The 17,311-nt window shown below is 65.1% G+C and carries 15 protein-coding genes and 1 pseudogene; 4 read left to right on the top strand and 12 right to left on the bottom strand.

All coding sequences use genetic code 11. From position 1 onward, the window contains the following. Positions 1 to 36 precede the first annotated feature (36 nt). Positions 37 to 1,146, bottom strand: a complete 1,110-nt coding sequence (locus PMM47T1_RS14920; protein WP_008370256.1) for an ABC transporter ATP-binding protein — start codon at positions 1,144 to 1,146, stop codon at positions 37 to 39. A gap of 162 nt (positions 1,147 to 1,308) precedes the next feature. Further along, on the bottom strand, positions 1,309 to 2,100 hold the full coding sequence (locus tag PMM47T1_RS14915) for a helix-turn-helix transcriptional regulator (protein WP_008370254.1): 792 nt from the start codon (positions 2,098 to 2,100) through the stop codon (positions 1,309 to 1,311). Between the two features lie 191 nt (positions 2,101 to 2,291). Between PMM47T1_RS14915 and PMM47T1_RS14910 the strand changes: the two genes are divergently transcribed. After that, positions 2,292 to 2,939: a ribonuclease T2 family protein gene (locus tag PMM47T1_RS14910; RefSeq protein ID WP_008370251.1), complete on the top strand. Its 648-nt coding sequence runs from the start codon at positions 2,292 to 2,294 to the stop codon at positions 2,937 to 2,939. Here the strand turns inward: PMM47T1_RS14910 and PMM47T1_RS14905 are convergent. Further along, on the bottom strand, positions 2,936 to 3,826 hold the full coding sequence (locus PMM47T1_RS14905; protein ID WP_008370249.1) for a hypothetical protein: 891 nt from the start codon (positions 3,824 to 3,826) through the stop codon (positions 2,936 to 2,938). The two genes, PMM47T1_RS14910 and PMM47T1_RS14905, sit on opposite strands and share 4 nt — an antisense overlap. A gap of 129 nt (positions 3,827 to 3,955) precedes the next feature. Then, positions 3,956 to 5,398 (bottom strand): alpha/beta hydrolase, encoded by a 1,443-nt coding sequence (locus PMM47T1_RS14900; protein ID WP_008370247.1) that lies wholly within the window; start codon positions 5,396 to 5,398, stop codon positions 3,956 to 3,958. Between the two features lie 91 nt (positions 5,399 to 5,489). Between PMM47T1_RS14900 and PMM47T1_RS14895 the strand changes: the two genes are divergently transcribed. Beyond that, positions 5,490 to 7,214, top strand: coding sequence for a phospholipase D-like domain-containing protein (locus PMM47T1_RS14895; RefSeq protein ID WP_008370245.1), 1,725 nt, complete (start codon positions 5,490 to 5,492; stop codon positions 7,212 to 7,214). A gap of 161 nt (positions 7,215 to 7,375) precedes the next feature. Here the strand turns inward: PMM47T1_RS14895 and mapR are convergent, their stop codons facing one another. The 5 genes from mapR to PMM47T1_RS14870 form a co-directional block, all read right to left on the bottom strand. Continuing rightward, positions 7,376 to 8,785: a GntR family transcriptional regulator MpaR gene (gene mapR / locus PMM47T1_RS14890; RefSeq protein ID WP_008370243.1), complete on the bottom strand. Its 1,410-nt coding sequence runs from the start codon at positions 8,783 to 8,785 to the stop codon at positions 7,376 to 7,378. A gap of 85 nt (positions 8,786 to 8,870) precedes the next feature. Next, positions 8,871 to 9,662 (bottom strand): type I methionyl aminopeptidase, encoded by a 792-nt coding sequence (gene map, locus PMM47T1_RS14885; RefSeq protein WP_008370242.1) that lies wholly within the window; start codon positions 9,660 to 9,662, stop codon positions 8,871 to 8,873. After that, positions 9,659 to 9,907, bottom strand: coding sequence for a ParD-like family protein (locus PMM47T1_RS14880; RefSeq protein ID WP_008370240.1), 249 nt, complete (start codon positions 9,905 to 9,907; stop codon positions 9,659 to 9,661). The genes map and PMM47T1_RS14880 overlap by 4 nt, the downstream gene beginning before the upstream one ends. 395 nt (positions 9,908 to 10,302) lie before the next feature. Continuing rightward, on the bottom strand, positions 10,303 to 10,623 hold the full coding sequence (locus PMM47T1_RS14875) for a hypothetical protein (RefSeq protein WP_008370237.1): 321 nt from the start codon (positions 10,621 to 10,623) through the stop codon (positions 10,303 to 10,305). A 97-nt stretch (positions 10,624 to 10,720) separates the two neighbouring features. Continuing rightward, the gene (locus PMM47T1_RS14870) at positions 10,721 to 11,356 is read right to left on the bottom strand and encodes a LysE family translocator (RefSeq protein WP_008370235.1); all 636 of its coding nucleotides are present in this window, start codon (positions 11,354 to 11,356) and stop codon (positions 10,721 to 10,723) included. A gap of 221 nt (positions 11,357 to 11,577) precedes the next feature. On the opposite strand from PMM47T1_RS14870, the pseudogene PMM47T1_RS30885 reads away from it, so the two are divergent. Beyond that, positions 11,578 to 12,339, top strand: a pseudogene (locus tag PMM47T1_RS30885) (PAS domain-containing protein); the annotation flags it as partial. Next, a complete protein-coding gene (locus tag PMM47T1_RS30880) occupies positions 12,337 to 12,894 on the top strand; it encodes a methyl-accepting chemotaxis protein (RefSeq protein WP_443216098.1) in 558 nt (185 codons plus the stop codon). The pseudogene PMM47T1_RS30885 and the gene PMM47T1_RS30880, both read left to right, overlap by 3 nt. A gap of 69 nt (positions 12,895 to 12,963) precedes the next feature. Here the strand turns inward: PMM47T1_RS30880 and PMM47T1_RS14860 are convergent, their stop codons facing one another. From PMM47T1_RS14860 to PMM47T1_RS14850, 3 genes are read right to left on the bottom strand one after another with little or no spacing between them, the layout of a single operon-like run. Beyond that, positions 12,964 to 13,971, bottom strand: coding sequence for a PstS family phosphate ABC transporter substrate-binding protein (locus PMM47T1_RS14860; protein ID WP_008370232.1), 1,008 nt, complete (start codon positions 13,969 to 13,971; stop codon positions 12,964 to 12,966). Beyond that, entirely contained in the window at positions 13,968 to 14,999 is a 1,032-nt protein-coding gene (locus PMM47T1_RS14855) for a PstS family phosphate ABC transporter substrate-binding protein (RefSeq protein WP_008370230.1), read from the bottom strand. Before PMM47T1_RS14855 ends, PMM47T1_RS14860 begins: the two co-directional genes overlap by 4 nt. Before the next feature lie 15 nt (positions 15,000 to 15,014). Further along, entirely contained in the window at positions 15,015 to 17,105 is a 2,091-nt protein-coding gene (locus tag PMM47T1_RS14850; protein WP_043301102.1) for a TonB-dependent siderophore receptor, read from the bottom strand. Positions 17,106 to 17,311: the final 206 nt, after the last annotated feature.

The raw sequence follows: 17,311 nt of genomic DNA, 5'->3' as shown, positions 1-17,311 counted from the left end.
ACATTCCCCATCACGTTGATGAAACGAATTGGTTGATCAAGCGTTCATGGCCAGGCCGCTGGCCTGGTCCCAGCCCACGCGCACGGCGCTGCCGTGCGCAAAACCGTGGCCGTCCTGCTGGCGCGGTACCCGTGCGCAGACGATGCCGAACGCCTGGGTGCGCACGCGGTATTCGGTGCAGTTGCCCAGGTAGATACGGTCTTCGACCAGGCCGCTGAGGGTCACGTCGCGGGCGAGTGCCTGGCCATCGGCGGCAATGGCGATGAGTTCCGGGCGCACCGCAATGCAGGCTGCGCTGTCGGTGCGCAGGCCGTTGCCATTGGGGGTAGACGGGCTGGTCAGCTCCAGGCCGTGGGCGGTGCGCAGCACCACGGCGTTGCCGTGCAGGCGCTGCACGGTGCCGTCGAACAGATTGGACTCGCCGATGAAATCGGCCACGTAGCGGTTTGCCGGGGCTTCGTACAGCTCCCGGGCGCTGGCGGTCTGGATAATGGCGCCGTTACGCATCACGCTGATGCTGTCGCTCATGGACAGCGCTTCTTCCTGATCGTGGGTGACCAGCACAAAGGTGATGCCCACTTCCCGTTGCAGGCGCAGCAACTCCGACTGCATTTCCTTGCGCAGCTTGCGGTCCAGGGCGGCCAGCGGTTCATCGAGCAGCAACACCGTGGGTTTGTTCACCAGCGCCCGGGCCAGCGCCACCCGCTGTTGCTGGCCGCCGGACAGCTCGCTGGGCTTGCGCTGGCCCAGGCCGGTCAGGCGCACCATTTCCAGCGCCTCGTCGGCCAGGCGCTGCTGGCTGGCCTTGTCGGGGCGCGGGGTGCGGTAGCGCAGGCCGTAGGCGACATTCTGCGCCACGGTCATGTGCGGGAACAGCGCGTAGTGCTGGAACACCATGTTTACCGGGCGCTGGAACGCCGGTACCCCGGCCACGTCCTGGCCGGCCAGGCGCACCTGGCCGGCGCTGGGCTGCTCGAAGCCGGCGATCATGCGCAGGGTGGTGGTCTTGCCACAGCCCGAGCCGCCCAGGAAGGAATGAAACGAGCCACGGCGCACGCTGAAATTCAGGCCGTCGACGGCGGTGACATCCCCGTAGCGCTTGACCACGTTGCAGAACTCGATGTCGTTGGGCTGGCGATCGTCCACGGTGCGGCTCCCTTGCTGTGCGTGATTGCGTCGGGGGCCAAATTAGCAATGGGGTGGCGGGGGCGTATATATCCCTTGGGGGATACGGAGGGCTCTTGTGGGAACTGGCTTGCGTGCGAGCGGTTCATGCACCCAAAAGCTCGCTGGCAAGCCAGCCCCACATCACGAGGTGGTCAGCTCGCGGATGAACAGCCCCAGCAACTCGGCCTGGCTGCCGATGCCCAATTTGGCGTAGAGGTTCTTGCGGTGGATTTTCACGGTGCCGGGGCTGATACCCAATTGCTCGGCCACCGACGCACTGGAATGGCCACGCAGCAGCAGTTGCACGATTTCCTGCTCGCGGCTGGTCAAGGTGCGGGCGCCGAACTGCTCGAAGGCCTCGCGAATCTTGAAGTCCAGGTCCTGTTCGGGGCGCGGCTGCTGGGCCTGGCGCAACTGCCAGGCCGTGGCCACCACCTGTTCGACCACCGCCTGGGCACATTCCAGCCACTGCAACTCTTCACGGCTGAACGCGCAGCGACTGCTGGCGCGCATCAGTGACAACACCGCCATGGCGCCGTCGCCCAGGTGCACAAAGAACGCCACTTCCTCGGCCAGGCCGGTCTGCTGGTAATAGGTGAGGTAATACTCGCCCAAGTAGAAGTGGTCGGGCGCGAACTGCCGCAGGCGCCACAGCCCCGGCGCCTGCTGCCGGGTACAGGCCAGGTAGAAGGGGTCCAGCAGGTAGGGGCCACGCTGGTAGTCATCCACATAGATGGCGCGCTTGTCGGCCGGGAAGGTGTCGAACAGCGCCAATGGTCGGTGGTTGCCCTCATAGACAAACAGCACAAAATGGTCCACCGGGCACACGGCCTGCAACCAGTGGCCCAGGGCGCATAACCGCGCATGGCCATCGGGCTGGCTCATCAGGTGGGTGATGCCGGCCGTCCAGTGCTTCAATTCCTTGGGGCGCATGACTGCTTCGCGTCAATCGAGGGGCCAACGGCAATGCACAATGCGCGCCATGCCCTGTGACCCGCTGCCGGCGTGGCTGGCGGGCCGGCGCATTGCCCGGCCGTGCACCAACAGTGTCACCGACTGCCACAGAATGGGTAACACGGGAGGCCACCTGCTAAAGTGTGCGCACCATTGAGCGGAGAGATGACGTGACGAGGATCGTACTGATTACCCTGGTGCTGCTGTGCAGCCTGGGCACAGCAGATGCGCGGCAGAAGGGCACGCGTCCGGAAGCGGTGGCGGGGCAGTTCGATTACTACCTGCTGAGCCTGTCGTGGTCGCCCACCTTTTGCCTGACCCACGGCAATAACGAGCAGTGCAGCGGCAAGGGCTACGGCTTCGTGCTTCATGGCCTGTGGCCGCAGTACGCCAAGGGCGGCTGGCCGCAAAGCTGCGCGCCGATCACGCCGTTGTCCCCGGCCGAACGCAGTCAGGGCGCCGGCCTGTACCCCAGCCGGCAACTGCTGGACCATGAGTGGACCAAGCACGGTACGTGCAGCGGCCTGAGCGCCACCGACTACCTGAGCACCGCCGACAAGGCCGTGGGCCGGGTCAAGGTGCCGGGCGCGCTGCAACCCTCGGAAAATGCCCAGTCATTTGCGCCACGGCAGATCGTGCAGCTGTTGCGCCAGAGTAACCCCGGCATGCCCGAAGATGGCGTGGTAGTGCGGTGCAGCGGCGCGCAACTGGCCGAGGTGCGCGTATGTTTGTCCAAGGACCTGGCATTCACCTCCTGCGGGCGTGGGGTGAAGATGCAGTGCTCGCAGGATTCGGTGCGTGTGCCGGGTATCCGCTAAGGGACCAGCACGGCGCGCGCCGCAGGGGCGTTGAACACGCAGGCTACATCATGGCCGCACCCCGGCGCCTCGATCAGCGGCGCGCCCTGGGCCTGGGCATAAGCCTGCGCCCGTTCCAGGCGAAACGGGCCCTGGGCCATGGCGGCGCAGGAACGGTCGAGCACCTTGTAGGCGGTGCCTTTGCCGCTGCCGGTGTCCAGGGTGCCGGCCAGGTAGTGGACTTCAGCCGCGGCGTATTGCTTGGCTGCGGCCTGCCCATCGTGGGCTAGCCAGCTGGGCAATTGCCGGGTGCCATATTTCCACTGTTCCAGTGCCGGGCAATCGCCCACCGGGTAGGGCCGTGCACTGTTGAAATATAGCCAACTGCCGGGGTCGGCCACCACGAAGCGCAGGCCCGGTTGCGGCGCGGCAAAGCCTATGTAGTGTTGCACCAATTGTGCCCCGGCCGAAAAGCCCGCCACCGTGATGGTGTTTACCGAGGGCCACTGCCGATGCACCTCGGCAATCAACGCGTCCATGGCCTGGAACGAGGTGACCGAGGGCGCGTTCAACGCCGGGTCGCCCTGGGCCCAGCCACCGCAGCTCCATTGCAGCTCAACGGCTTGTGGCACGGGTTCATCCTCGGCCTGGCACTTGCTGCCCCGGCTCTGAAACAGCGGTGCTATCACCAGGCCGTTGGGGCTCAGCCCCGTGCCCACGTCGAACGTACGCCGGGCATCATGATGAAAACCGTGCAGCACGATCAACGCCGACCGCGCCTGGGTGTTGGCGGGCTGCGAGGCGTAATAGTGCAACTGGCCCTGGCCGGGTTGCGGTTCCACGGCCAGCCATTGGCTGGCCTGGGCGAGGGCGGGCAGGGCAAACAACAGGCAAAGCCAATGGCGCATGATCAGCCTCCAGTGGATAAACGTATGCCTAAGATACCTGTAGCGGCTATAGGCTGCACCCTGGCGTATCAGCTACTCCACGGTGTTCTTTTCGCGGGTAGAACCCGCTCCCACGCACGACAGTTGCGGTTACCGATAGGTAGCGTCCAGCCGTTGCAGCAGGTAATCGAAAAACGGGTTGCAGCCAATGCGCATCAACACGTCCAGCGGCACCACCAACACCCCGCGTTCGCCCCGGGCGGCCAGGGTGCCCAAGTGAATGCCGAAGCGGTCCGTGGCCGCAGGCTGGGTGCCGTACAGGCCATCGGTGACGGGAAAGGGCATGGCCACGTGTGACAGCGAAAAAATATCCCGAGGGTAGCTGGCTGCCAAGGGCGTGGTGGTGCTGGCCTGGCGGTCGGCCGGGGTGTCCACGGCCACGGTGGCGGGGCCGTTGCTGGCGGCGTTGGTGATCAGCGTGGTGCGCCAAGGCCGGGGTGTGGCCGGCAGCAGGCGCTCCACCGAGGTGGCCGCGCTGTCGTCCAACAGGCCACCAAAGTCACTGGCGCGGTTGATGTCGAACAGCACCAGGGCGCTGCCGTTGTCCGGTAGCAAGCGGTACAGCCGGTTGATCACCGCCGGCGTGCTGACGGTGTAATCCACCAGTGACTGAAAGGTCAGGATCGGCGGCAGCCCCTGCAACCCGTTGACCTTGGCATGGGCGGCCAGCGCCTTCTGCAAGTGGCTGGTGAGCAGCCACGACTGGCGCGCGGCGTTCACCGGGAACGAGTTGTACTTGAACGGGTTGAACTCCGGCAGGCGATCCAGCCATGCCGATTTGGCAAAGGCTGGGAAAATCGCCGGCCACCCGGCAATGCCGGCAAACCGCGCGTAGCCGTCCACGCCGATCATGGGCGACAACAGCACGACCTGGGCAGGGCGCGCCAGGCTGGCATCGTCCAGGCTGTCCAGGGTGTAGGTCATGGCCAGGGCGCCGCCGTTGGAATAGCCCACCAGAATCAGGGGCAAAGGCGCGGGCACCTGTTGGCGGGCCTCGCGCACGGCCAGGCGGGTGGCGGCCAGCCAGTCCTGCCAGTGCACGTGGGTCAGGCCGGCGGGCACCGTGCCGTGGCCGGGCATGCGGATGGCCACCGCCAGGTAACCAGCGTCGCGGTAGTGCTCGGCCAGGTGGCGCATGCTGAACGGTGAGTCGGTCAGGCCGTGCAGCAACACCACCACGCCCTTGGGCGCACCCGCGGGGCGCAGTTCGAACGAGCGGTTCCAGTCCTGGGCGAAATGGGCCGGGTAGACAATGCTGTCCTGCCGGTAACGGTTCACCCGGGGTACCTGGCCAAGGTCCAGTTTGGCAGTGACCTGGCTGGCTACTTGCGCCATGGCCTGGTTTTCGGCGGCCAGCCACACCTGCCAGTCGGCGTGGTCCAGTTGCGGGGCGCTGAGCTCGTCCGGCACGAAGGTGTGCCAGGGTTGCAGCGGTGGGCCTTGCAGGCTGTCCACGGCGCGCCAGGTCAGCAGGCCGGCAAGGGCGACTGTCACGACCAGCGCCGAGCGGATGAGCCAGCGGGGTAAAACCATGGGGCGATGCTCCGTGCAGAGTGCCCAGAGCTTTGCCGGGCGCGGTGGATCTGTCAATCTGCTGGCCCACCGTAGCCGAAGGAACGCAGCCATGCCCGGGGATTTTCAAGTCAGCGGCACCCACGACTCCGCATTGTTCAGCCTTAAATTGCACCGCAGCGAAGGCATGCTGCTGTTGGCCATGAACTGGAAAAACAGCCCGCCACCGGCTGATTTCGTCGGCTTCGGCATCGAATACAAGGAGCCGGCCGGCGACCGCTTCTACGCCCTGAACAACCGCCTCACGTTCCCCACTGTCGACGGCAGCGTGCCCACCACGGCGCTTTCGAGCCTGCTGTCACCGATTCAGAAATTTCGCTGGGTGCACTTCCCGCGTAACGCCGAGCTGGCCGGGGCCTTCACCTACCGGGTTACGCCGGTGTTCATGAATGCCCAGGGCCAGCTCAGTTACGGCGAAGCCCAGGCCGCCGACATCGAATTGCAGCGCAACACTTGGCCGGGCCAGCTTAATGTCACCTTTACCCGTGGCTACGTATCCTCCCAGGCGTTCGTGGAACGCTATGCCAACACCGACCGCAACCTCACCACGCTGTTGCCGCGCAAGGCCGACGACGGCCTGGACTTCGTGCCCACCAACCCGGACGCCCAGGCCGCCTTGGAATGGATGGGCTTCGAAGCCCGCGACGCGATTCTCGCCGTGTTGGACGCGGCAGTGGCCGACACCGGCGCGCAAGTGAAAGTAATCGCCTACGAGCTCAACGAGCCCAACATCGTTAACCGCCTGGAAAAGCTGGGCAGCCGCTTGCAGATCATCATCGACGACAGCAGCGACCACGGCGCTGCCGACTCGGCGCAAACCCTGGCCGCCACGCGCCTGACCCAGGCCGGCGCCACGGTGAAGCGCGAACACATGGCCAGCCTGCAGCACAACAAGGTCATCCTGCTGGATGGCACCACCGACAAGACCGTGGTGTGCGGCTCCACCAACTTCAGCTGGCGCGGGCTGTACGTGCAGGCCAACAACGCCTTGATCGTGCAGGGCCAGGCCGCGTTGGCGGTGTTCCAGGCGGCGTTCGCGCAATACTGGACGCGCTCATCGGCCAAGGACTTCGGCACCCAGCCACCCGCCCAATGGCACAGCCTGGGGCTGGACAACATCGACGCCCAAGTGACCTTTTCGCCCCACGCCCAGGACAACGCTGCCCTGGCCGGCATCGGCAGCGACATTGCCACTACCGCGTCCAGCCTGCTGTTCTCGCTGGCCTTCCTGTACCAAACCAAGGGCCCGATCCAGGCGGCGATCAAGGAAGTGGCGGCCAACCCCAAGGTATTCGTCTACGGCATCTCCGACCGGCAGATGCAGCAAGGCCTGGACGTGCTGTTGCCGGGCGGCGAAAGTGCGATCCTGCACGCGGCGGCGCTGAACAAGAACATCCCGGCACCGTTCCAGGCCGAACCCACGGGGTTGACCGGGGGTGCCGGGGTGCGCCTGCACCACAAGTTCGTGGTCATCGACTTCGACAAGCCCACGGCGCGGGTGTACATGGGCTCCTATAACTTCGCCGACGCCGCCGACCGCAGCAACGGCGAAAACCTGTTGTTGATCCGCGACCGCCGAGTGGCCGTGGCGTACATGGTGGAAGCCGTGCGCTTGCTGGACCATTACCACTTTCGCGTGGCCCAGGAGAGCGTCAATGCCGGCACCCGCAGCAGCCTGACCCTGCAACGCCCGCCGCGTCAGGCCGGCGACGCTGCGTGGTGGCAGGAGGACTACAGCGACCCCCGCAAGATCCAGGACCGCGAGTTGTTTGCCTGATGGCGGGCAAAACCTTCCACGCCTCCCCCGTAGGGGCTGCCGCCAGGCTGCGAAAAGGTCCGCTGGGCCTTTGGCGGTGTCAGGGTGATGGCGGGCCCGCGGTGCGGGCCTTGGCAGCCTGGCGGCAGCCCCTACGGGGGGGGGTGGCTGCGCCAGCGATGTCAGAACGAGGCAATAATCCGCCCCAGCATCGCCATCGCTTCTTCACTGCGCTTGTCCCACGGGTGCCCATGGTTCAACCGTGCGCAATGACTGAACCCGCGCGTGGCCGAGAATATCGGCCCCGGCGCAATGCTGATGCCCTGGGCCAGCGCCAGCTGAAACAGCTGCAACGCATCCACTCGCTCGGGAAATTCGAACCATAGGAAATAGCCGCCATCAGGCCGCGTCACCCGCGTGCTCTCGGGAAAATGCCGCGTCGCCGAGGCCAGCATCGCGCTCTGTTGCATTTCCAGGTTGTGCCGCAGCTTGCGCAAATGCCGATCGTATCCGCCATGCTGCAAGTAATCGGCTATCGCCCCCTGGGCCGGCACCGACGGCGAAATGGTGGTCATCAGCTTCAAGCGGCTTACCTGCTGGGCAAAACGCCCGGCCGCCACCCAGCCCACGCGATACCCCGGCGCCAGACTCTTGGAAAACGACCCGCAATGCATCACCAGCCCGTCGCGGTCCAGGCGCTTTACCGGCTGTTGCGGCTGCGCGCCGTAATGCAACTCGCTGTACACATCGTCTTCAATCAACGGCACCTGGTGCTGATGCAACAACCCGTACAGCGCTTCCTTGGCCGCACTGGGCATGCTCGCGCCCAGCGGGTTCTGCAGGCTGCTCATGAACCAGCAGGCCTTGATGGGCAGGCGTTGCAGGCGGTCGGCCAAGGTCGCCAGGTCAATGCCTTCGCGCGGGTGCACGGGAATCTCGACGGCCTTGAGCTTGAGCCGTTCCAGTACCTGCAAGGTCGCATAGAAAGCCGGCGACTCGATGGCCACCAGGTCCCCCGGTTGCGTCATGCATTGCAGGCACAGGTTCAGCGCTTCCAGCGCGCCGTTGGTGATCACCAGCTCATCCATGGCCAGGTGCACGCCGCTGGTCATGTAGCGCAGGGCAATCTGGCGGCGCAATTCAGGGTTGCCAGCGGTCATGTCGGCAATCACTGCCTGGGGGGCCATGTCGCGCACGGTGCGCGCCATGGAGCGCCCCAGGCGTTGCAGCGGGTACAAGTCAGGGCTGGGAAAGGCCGAGCCGAATGGCACGGTGTTCGGGTCCTTGAGCGAACCCAGCACCGAAAACACCAGCTCGCTGACGTCCACGTCGGTGCTTTCCGCCTGGCGCGTGGCAATGGCCGGCTCGGTCAAGGGCCGCGCGTGCTGCTCACGCACGAAATACCCCGACCGCGCCCGCGCCTGAATCATCCCGCGGTCTTCCAGTAGGTAATAGGCCTGGAACACCGTGGACGGGCTGACCACGAACGTGCGGCTGGCAGTGCGCACCGACGGCACCTTCTCGCCGGCCTTGAGCACGCCGGTGCGGATCATCAGGGCAATTTCGTCAGCGAGCTGTTCGTAGCGTTTCATGGGAAGCCGGTGCCGTGGAGGAGGGCACCAGCATGCCGCTGAATCTGCTTGCATACCAGCAGCAGATTCAACGTAAAACACCCGATCAGAAGATCGCTTCGTAGCCTTCGACAGGATGCGGCCATGGCGTCAGAATCTCGAATCCGTCATCGGTCACCGCCACCATGTGCTCCCACTGGGCCGACCACGAACGGTCACGGGTAATGACCGTCCAGCCATCGTCAAGCGCCTGGGTGCCGCGCTTGCCGGCGTTGAGCATTGGCTCCACGGTGAAAATCATGCCCTTGACCAGCTTCATGCCCTGGCCCTTCATGCCGTAGTGCAGCACCTGCGGCTCGTCGTGGTAGACCTTGCCGATGCCGTGCCCGCAATACTCGCGCACCACGCTGAAGCCGGCCGCCTCGGCCACCGTTTGAATCGCATGGCCAATGTCACCCAGGTGCGCACCCGGTTTGACCTGGCGAATGCCCGCGCACATGGCATCATACGTAGTACGTACCAGTCGCTGAGCCTCATCATTGGTATTGCCCACCCGATACATGCGGCTGGTGTCACCGAACCAGCCGTCCTTGATGACGGCCACATCGATATTGAGGATATCGCCATCGGCCAGTAACGTGCCGTTGGGAATGCCGTGGCAGATCACCTCGTTAGGCGACGCGCAAATGGTCTTGGGGAAGCCGTGATAGCCCACGTTGGCCGGCTTGGCCTTCTGTACCTTGACGATGTAGTCGTTGCAAATGCGGTCCAGCTCATCGGTGGACACGCCTGGCTTCACGTAGGGCGTGATCATGTCCAGCACATCCGCCGCCAGCTTGCCGGCAATGCGCGACAGCTCGATATCGGCTGCGCTGTGAATCGTGACTTTCTTGCTCATTGGGCACTCCCGGCCAATTGGCGTTGTTCCATGCAGGTCGCGACCGTTTGCAGGTCGAAGCCGCCGGCCTGCTCGGCGCGGATCAGCAATTGCGTGAGTTCGTTGTGCGGCAGGTGAGGGTGCAGTTCGGCCAGCATGCCGATACGCATCCAGTGCTCGGCCTGGGCGTTGATGGAACGGCTCAGGGCATTGGAGGTGATGCGCAGGTTTTCGTGCATCACGTCGGAGATTTTGACGATGCCCATGGGGGGGGGTGGCTCGTATATGAAATGTATATGAAGCGTATGGTAGCGGGGCGGGCGGACAAATGCCAGTGCAATACCCGTTCTCCATCTTCCATCGGCGGTGTGACGTCGAGCGCGGGCCGGCGGTGCGGGCCCTCGCAGCCTGCCGCAGCTACGGGGGGCGCGAGTGCCTGGGGCAGTACACCTTCCAGATCATTCGCCGCGATGTGGACGATATCCTCACCATCACCGACGAGCAGGTGGTGGAGGGGCATGCGCTTTTTTGCCAAGCGGATGAAGAGGGTGGTCGAGCCTACCGGGTGCCTGGGGCTGCCGGATATGGCTCGCTATGCGTCGTTGCTGAGCGCATAACCGCTGACGAAGTCGGCAGCGGTTATGCGGTACCGCCGGTGCCGTTACCAGCGGCCGTAACCACCACGGTGGTCATAACGGTAGTAATCGTCATGACGGTAGTGGCCGCCGTAGCCGTAGTAAACAGGGCGTGGTGCTACCGGCACGTACGCCACGGTCTGATAAGGGGCCGGCTGGTAGTAGCCCTGATACACCGGGCGGTAGTGGTGCTCATGCACCGGGCCTGCCAGTGCGCCGGCCACTACTGCGCCTACCACGGCCCCGGCGATGACGGGCACGATCACGTTGCGTTCACCTGCGCTGGCGGTACCGGCGGCAATCAGGCAACCGGACAGGATCAGGGCTTGGGTCATCTTCGAAATCATGGGTATCTCCTTTGGCGGATAGTGGGTTCGCCATGGAGCTATGAAACAACGGATTCGTGTAAGCGGACGTCTACAATCGGTAAAGATTCGGTAAACCTCAACGTCGACTTTCCACGGCCATGCGCACCGCCAAACCCGCCAGCACGGTGCCCATCAGCCAGCGCTGCGCCACCTGCCAGGTAGGCCGGTTGGCCAGGAACAAGGCGATGCTGCCGGCCATCATGGCGATCACCGCGTTCACGCACAGGCTGATGACGATCTGCGTGCTGCCCAGCACCAGCGACTGCGCCAGTACACTGCCGTGGCCGCTGGGGCTGATGAATTGCGGCAGCAAAGACAGGTACATCACGGCGATCTTGGGGTTGAGCAGGTTGGTCACCAGGCCCATGGTGAACAGCTTGTGTGGGCTGTCGGCAGGCAGGTCGCGCACCTGGAACGGCGAGCGGCCGCCGGGCTTCACCGCCTGCCAGGCCAGGTACAGCAGGTACAGCGCGCCGCCCAGGCGCAGGGTGTCGTAGGCGAAGGGCACGGCCAGCAGCAGGGCGGTGATGCCCAGGGCGGCGCACAGCATGTAGATGACAAAGCCGGCGGCCACGCCGCCCAGGGAGATAAGCCCGGCCGTGCGGCCCTGGCAGATCGAGCGGGAAATCAGGTAGACCATGTTGGGGCCAGGGGTCAGCACCATGCAAAGGGAGATCAGGGCAAAGGCCAGCAGGTTGGGCAGTTCGGGCATGTCGGGACTCCTGTCGTAAAGGGCATGGCGCAGTATACCCGCCGCTGCCGCCAGGCTGCGCTGGCCGCATGCCTCGCTGGAGCTGTGGGGTGTAAATCAGGGTCAGCGCAGCCTGACGGCAGCGGGTTTTGCATGAAACCTGCGCGCCACTCTCAAGACTGGGTTGAGCAGGCCGATAGCACAGCCACGAATCTGCCTCCCTGCCTTGAGATACGGTACCTATGTTTAACAAGCGGTTGAAAGAAGAGCTGTTGGTGTTGGGCGAAAAGCTGTCGTCCCATGAACAGGTCATCGAGAGCCTGGACAGCGAAATGCTGGCGCTGACCCTCGACCCGCAAGGCCGCATCACCTATGCCAACGCCAATTTCGCCCGTGAAATGGCCTACCGTGCCGAGCAGGTGCAAGGCCGCGCGCTGGTCGACCTGGTGCCGGCCGACGCCCGTGGCACCGAGCATTTCAACCGCATGAAAAATGCGCTGCACAGCGGCGCTCATTGGGCCGGCGCCCTGCAGCTGACCCGTGGCGACAACGCCTGCGCCTGGCTGCGGGCCATTGTGCAGCCGGTGCGCAACAGCCTGGGCAAGGTGATTTATTGCTCGGTGTACGCTAACGACCTGACCCGCACCATCGATACCTCGCGCGAGCACCAGAACCTGATCGACGCCTTGCAGCGCTCCACCGCGGTGATTGAGTTCGACCTGGACGGTAACGTACTGGCGGCCAACGACCGCTTCCTCAGTGCCATGGGCTACCGGCTGGAACAGGTCAAGGGCAAGCACCACCGCCAGTTCTGTGAGCCGGAGGAGGCCCGCTGCGCGGCGTACCAGACGTTCTGGGACACCCTGCGCCGTGGCGAATTCATCGCCAACCGCTTCAAACGCGTGGACAGCGCCGGGCGCGTGGTGTGGCTGGAGGCCTCGTACAACCCCATCGCCGACGTGCACAACCGCCTGTACAAAGTGGTGAAATTCGCCACGGTGATGACCGATCAGGTCAACCGCGAACTGGCCGTGGCCCAGGCTGCCGACATTGCCTACAGCACCTCGGAAGACACCGATGCAGCCGCCCAGCGCGGCAGCAGCGTGGTGCAGGAAACCGTGGACGTCATGCGCCAGCTGGCCGTGCAGATGCAGGCAGCGGCGGACGGCATCGCCGCGCTGGACAAGCAGTCGCAGATCATCGGCACCATCATCAAGAGCATCAGCAGCATTGCCGACCAGACCAACCTGCTGGCCTTGAACGCGGCCATCGAAGCGGCGCGAGCCGGGGAGCAAGGGCGCGGGTTTGCGGTGGTGGCCGATGAAGTGCGGCAGTTGGCGTCACGGACCAGCACCGCCACCGAGGAGATTGTGGCGGTGGTGGCGCAGAACCAGAAACTGGCCGAAGAGGCCGTGCAGGTCATCGAACAAGGCAAGCGCCAGGCCGAACAGGGCCTGGGCCTGGCGGCGCAGTCGGGCGATGTGATCGCTGAGATCCAGGACGGTGCGCGCAAGGTGGTGGATGCGGTGGGGCAGTTCAGCAGTCAATTGAGCCACTGACCACAGCCGCCCCCCCCCGCAAGGCGCTGCGGGGCGGCAGCTCCTTGTGGGGCAGGGTCGGTGGGCGGGTTATAGGGCGTCCACCTTGCGCCGCTCACGCGCCAGGTCCGCAGCATTCAGCGGCACATACCCCTCGGCACTGGCCGTCTGCGCTCGCACCAGTGCCTGGCCCTCATCGCTCAAGGTCACCTTCAGGTATTGCTTGATGAAGGGCTCCAGTGGCTGCCCCGGCGTGGCGTTGACGAACAGGTGAAGGTACGACGACAACGGGTACGCGCCTGCCGCCACGTCGTCCAGCGCCGGGCCGTGAGCCGCTTCCCCGGCCTTGTGGCTCAGGGGCACGATGCGCAGCGCCGGGTCGGCCTTGGCCCAGCCGGTCAGGCCAATGCCGTGGCTGTCGCTGGCCACCGCCTTGAGCACCGCCGCCACGCTGTCCAGCGCTTCGTAATGGGCGCTGAAAGGCTGGCCGCCGAAACGGTCGATGCGCTGGTTGGTGGCAAAGCCGCCGTCGTCGCGCAGGCCGTAGACGTGAATGCGTCGCAGCGCCCAGTCACCGCCCAGGCCCAGTTGCCCCCAGGTGTTAAGGTCACCCGCCGGCTGGCCGGCCGTCACCAATTGCGCCAGTTGTTGCAGGGTCAATTGCGTGAGCGGGTTGTCGGCGTTCACGTACACCGCAGGCGGCGTCTTGCCGTTGGCGCGCGGGCCGTAGCCGGAATAACCGATGCGAATGTCCAGCGGCGTGTGGTCGAAGACTTGCTCGAAGCCATGCAGGTCACCCAGCCAGGGCTCGCGGGACAGCGGCGCGATGGCCGTGGCCCCGGCGGTCAGTGCCGGCAGGCCCACGGACGAGCCCTTGGCGGTGACGGCAAAACGAAAGCCTGGGTGCTGGCGCACGAACAGTGCGTTGAGCTGCTCGATCAGCGGCCCCATGCCGTCGTTGCCAATAATGGCGATGGCGCCGTCGGCGTTCAGGTAGCTGGCCGCGGCGGGCGGTTGCAGGGTGTCGGCCTGGGCCCAGCCCAGGTGCAGGCCCAGCCCTAGCCCCAGGCAGGCGGCGCGTTTCAGGACAGCGATCATTGCGGGGCTACCTCGTCCAGTTTGGCCAGTTCGGCCGTGGCTTGCTCAGCGCTCAGGGGGAAATACCCCTTGGGCTGGCTGGCGATGATTTGTTGGCCCTGGCGCGACAGCACGAAGCGCAGGTATTCGCGGGCTACCGGGTCAATGGCCTTGCCCGGTTCGCGGCGCAGGTACAGGTACAGGAAGCGCCCGTAGGGGTATTCACCGTCGCGGACCTGGGCTTCGGTGCCGGTGGTCAGGCGGCCATCGTCGCCAGCGATGGGCAGGGCCCTGATCCGGGCGTTGTCCAGGCCGATGGCGGCCACGGCCAGGCCGGCCGGGTCGGCAGCCAGGCGCGCGAGGATGGCCTCGGTGTTGCCGTAACCTTCGTAGCCGGGCGCAAGGGTTCGGCCCTGCAGGTGGTTGCTTTGCAGGTAAGTACCGAAACCGGTGAACTCCGGTGTGCCGTAGGAGTGGATGCGCCGCATCGCCCAGTCACCCTTTAGGCCCAATTGACCCCAGGTGGACAGGTCGCCTTCGGGGTTGCCGGCGCTCAGCGCACGGCGCACCTGGGCCGCGCTGACCTGGGCCAGCGGGTTGGCGCGGTTGACGTATACCGCCAGGGAAGTAGCCAGGTGTTGCGAAGTGTCGTTGGCCGCCAGGGCGATGCGGATTTCCAGCGGCGCGGTGCCGACAATTTTGCTGTAGGCGTTGATTTCCAGCGGGTCGATTTCGCGGCCCATGGCGCCGAACAGGGTCACGCCGTGGGTCAACAGCGGCACGGCGCTGGTGGTGCCCTTGGACTCGTCCTGGAAGCGCCAGCCGGGATGCTGCTTGAGCAGGGCGGCGTTGAAGCGCTCGACAATCCAGCGCACGTGCTCGGCGCCACCGATGCGAATGGCGCCGTCCTGGCTCAGGTAGGGGGCGTTGGCGTCCGGTTGCACGGGCTGGGCCTGGTAGGGCGCCAGGTGCGGGCCCACGGCGGCGTGCACGCTGCCGGCCAGCAGGGCACTGGCCAATGCCAGTGCACGGGTGAGGGTAGGGGTCATGTTCAGTCCTTGAAGTTAAAAGGCCAGGGTGGCCTTGGCGATCACTTGACGGGGTTCGCCGATGACGATGGCGGGGGAGCCAAGGCCGCTGTTGGAGACGTAGTAGGTCTCGTCGAACAGGTTCTTGACGTTCAGTTGCAGGGTCAGGTCCTTGTGGTCCATTTTCATTTTGTAGGCGACGAAGGCATCGGCCACCTTGGCCGACGGCAGCCAGTACTCGTTGCCGCTGCCATCGTTGGCGCCCCATTTGCTCATGTAGCGGCCGCCGAAGCCGGCGCGCAGGTCGCCGATGCCCACATGGCCGAAATCACGGGTGAGGTACAGCGCCGCGGTGTTCTTCGACACGCCGTCCAGGGGCGTGCCTTGCAGGATCGGGTCCTTGGTCCATTCGGTGTCGGTCAGGGCGTAGCTGCCGGTCAGGCTCCAGAACTCGTTGAGCTGGCCGGTCACATCCAGTTCAACGCCCCGCGAGCGCGCTTCGCCACCCAGCCGCGTGCAGGTCTCGGTACCGCAGGTGGCGCTGGTCTGCACGTTCTTCTTGGTAATGGTGTAGGCCGCCAGGCTGGCGGTCAGGTAGTCGTTCTGGAACTTGGTGCCGATCTCGTAGGCCTTGGCTTCTTCCGGGGCCAGGTCGCCAATCACGGTGGCGATGGAAGTGTTGGGGCGGAACGACTCGGTATAACTGCCGTACACCGACCAATCGGGCTGGATCATGTACACCAGGCCCAGGCGTGGCACTGCCTTGCTGCGGTCCACGTCAGCGCCCACCACGAACGGCCGGCCCTTGCCGGTGTATTCGGTGAACGACTCGTAGCGCAGGCCGGCTTGCAGAATCCATTTGTCGGTGAGGTGGATGGCGTCCTGCACGAACAGCGCGTGGGTGTGCAGCAGGTCGGTCTGGTCGCTGTTGGCGGCGCTGACGGTGCTGGGCACCGGTACCTGGCCATACACCGGGTCGTTGTAGTTGAAGGCGGTGTCATAGGCGCTGCGGTCCAGGTCGCCCAGGGTGCGGTCGTTGTGCATGTAGTCCACGCCCACCAGCAGTTCATGGCGCATGCCGGCGAACTGCAAGTCGCCCAGGGCGCTGACGGTGGCGGTGTGGGCCACTTGCAGCGCGTCGCGGGTGGCGTCGCCACGGCGCTTCACCGCACCGGTGGTGAAGTCGGCCGAGATGTAGCGCGACTGGTGGTCGTTGTAGTAATTGCGGCTGTAGCCGTAGCCGGCTTTCAGGGTCCAGTCGTCGTTCAAGCGGTGCTCGGCGGTGAGGTTGAACGAGTCGGAACGGCCGGTGGTGATGTTGAAGTGCTCGTCCAGGCGGCGCGTGCGCGGAATGTCCAGGACCTTGCCGGTGGTGGTGTTGATCTGCGTGCCCCGGTCGAAGGGCACCGAGTATTCCATGTGCTCGTAGGCGGCGGTGATGGTGGTGTCGTCGCCGAACCAGGACAGCGACGGCGCCACCACTTCCTGGTCGTAGCTGCCGAAGTTGCGCCAGTAGTCGTACTGCTGCTTGTCATAGATCAGGCGGTAGGCAAGCCCGGTGTCGCCCACCGGCCCGGTGGTGTCGTACTGGCCGCCACCGCCGCCAAAGCTGGTGCCCCAGCCGGAAATCGACGTAGCTTGGGTAAGCTGTGGTTTCTTGGTGACCACGTTGATCACCCCGCCTGGGTCTTGCACGCCATACAGCATGGACGCCGGGCCCTTGAGCACTTCCACGCGCTCGGTGGTGGGGGTGAAGTTGCGCGCCTGCACCGATTGCATGCCGTCGCGCATGATCGAGTTGTCGCGGTTGGTGCCGAAGCCGCGCTTGATGATGGCGTCCTGGGTGCCGCCCAGGGTGTTGCCCTGCTTGACGCCGCTCACCGCGTTGATGGCTTCGTCAAGGCTTTGCGGGGCGCGGTCCTCGATCACCCGGTGGGTCACCACATTCACCGAGGCGGGCACTTCGATCAGCGGGGTTTCCGTGCGCGTGGCCACGGTGGACGCCACGGCCTGGTAGCTGGTCTGGCTTTTTTCCGTGGTGGTGGGGGCCACGGCGGTGCTGTCGATGTTGGTGGCGCCCAGCTGCAGCGCGTCGGCGGCCCACAGCGGCTGCGCCAGGCCGAGCATCAGCACGCCGCTGGCACAGGCGCTGCGGTAGCGAAGGGTAGGGGTGAAGGAGGCGGAAACCGACTGCTGCCTGGATTTCATGCTGATGCTCTGCTTAAAGGGTATGAATGGAAATGGGATTGCCTTTCATTCACAACACGTAAGCCAACGGCAAACACCTCACTTAAAAATGAAAATTATTTGCATCGCAGGTTTCGGCCACGCGT

Origin of the sequence: Pseudomonas sp. M47T1, assembly GCF_000263855.1 — a bacterium.
Lineage (GTDB): Bacteria > Pseudomonadota > Gammaproteobacteria > Pseudomonadales > Pseudomonadaceae > Aquipseudomonas.
This window is presented reverse-complemented; position numbering and strand designations above follow the sequence as displayed.

Excerpts from the sequence above, each read along its gene's own strand:
- PMM47T1_RS14895 (WP_008370245.1), top strand. The coding sequence starts at position 5,490 with ATGCCCGGGGATTTTCAAGTCAGCGGCACCCACGACTCCGCATTGTTC.
- map (WP_008370242.1), bottom strand. The coding sequence starts at position 9,662 with ATGAGCAAGAAAGTCACGATTCACAGCGCAGCCGATATCGAGCTGTCG.
- mapR (WP_008370243.1), bottom strand. The coding sequence starts at position 8,785 with ATGAAACGCTACGAACAGCTCGCTGACGAAATTGCCCTGATGATCCGC.
- PMM47T1_RS14875 (WP_008370237.1), bottom strand. The coding sequence starts at position 10,623 with ATGATTTCGAAGATGACCCAAGCCCTGATCCTGTCCGGTTGCCTGATT.
- PMM47T1_RS14915 (WP_008370254.1), bottom strand. The coding sequence starts at position 2,100 with ATGCGCCCCAAGGAATTGAAGCACTGGACGGCCGGCATCACCCACCTG.
- PMM47T1_RS14860 (WP_008370232.1), bottom strand. The coding sequence starts at position 13,971 with ATGATCGCTGTCCTGAAACGCGCCGCCTGCCTGGGGCTAGGGCTGGGC.
- PMM47T1_RS30880 (WP_443216098.1), top strand. The coding sequence starts at position 12,337 with ATGACCGATCAGGTCAACCGCGAACTGGCCGTGGCCCAGGCTGCCGAC.
- PMM47T1_RS14855 (WP_008370230.1), bottom strand. The coding sequence starts at position 14,999 with ATGACCCCTACCCTCACCCGTGCACTGGCATTGGCCAGTGCCCTGCTG.
- PMM47T1_RS14850 (WP_043301102.1), bottom strand. The coding sequence starts at position 17,105 with ATGCTCGGCCTGGCGCAGCCGCTGTGGGCCGCCGACGCGCTGCAGCTG.
- PMM47T1_RS14905 (WP_008370249.1), bottom strand. The coding sequence starts at position 3,826 with ATGCGCCATTGGCTTTGCCTGTTGTTTGCCCTGCCCGCCCTCGCCCAG.
- PMM47T1_RS14900 (WP_008370247.1), bottom strand. The coding sequence starts at position 5,398 with ATGGTTTTACCCCGCTGGCTCATCCGCTCGGCGCTGGTCGTGACAGTC.
- PMM47T1_RS14870 (WP_008370235.1), bottom strand. The coding sequence starts at position 11,356 with ATGCCCGAACTGCCCAACCTGCTGGCCTTTGCCCTGATCTCCCTTTGC.
- PMM47T1_RS14880 (WP_008370240.1), bottom strand. The coding sequence starts at position 9,907 with ATGGGCATCGTCAAAATCTCCGACGTGATGCACGAAAACCTGCGCATC.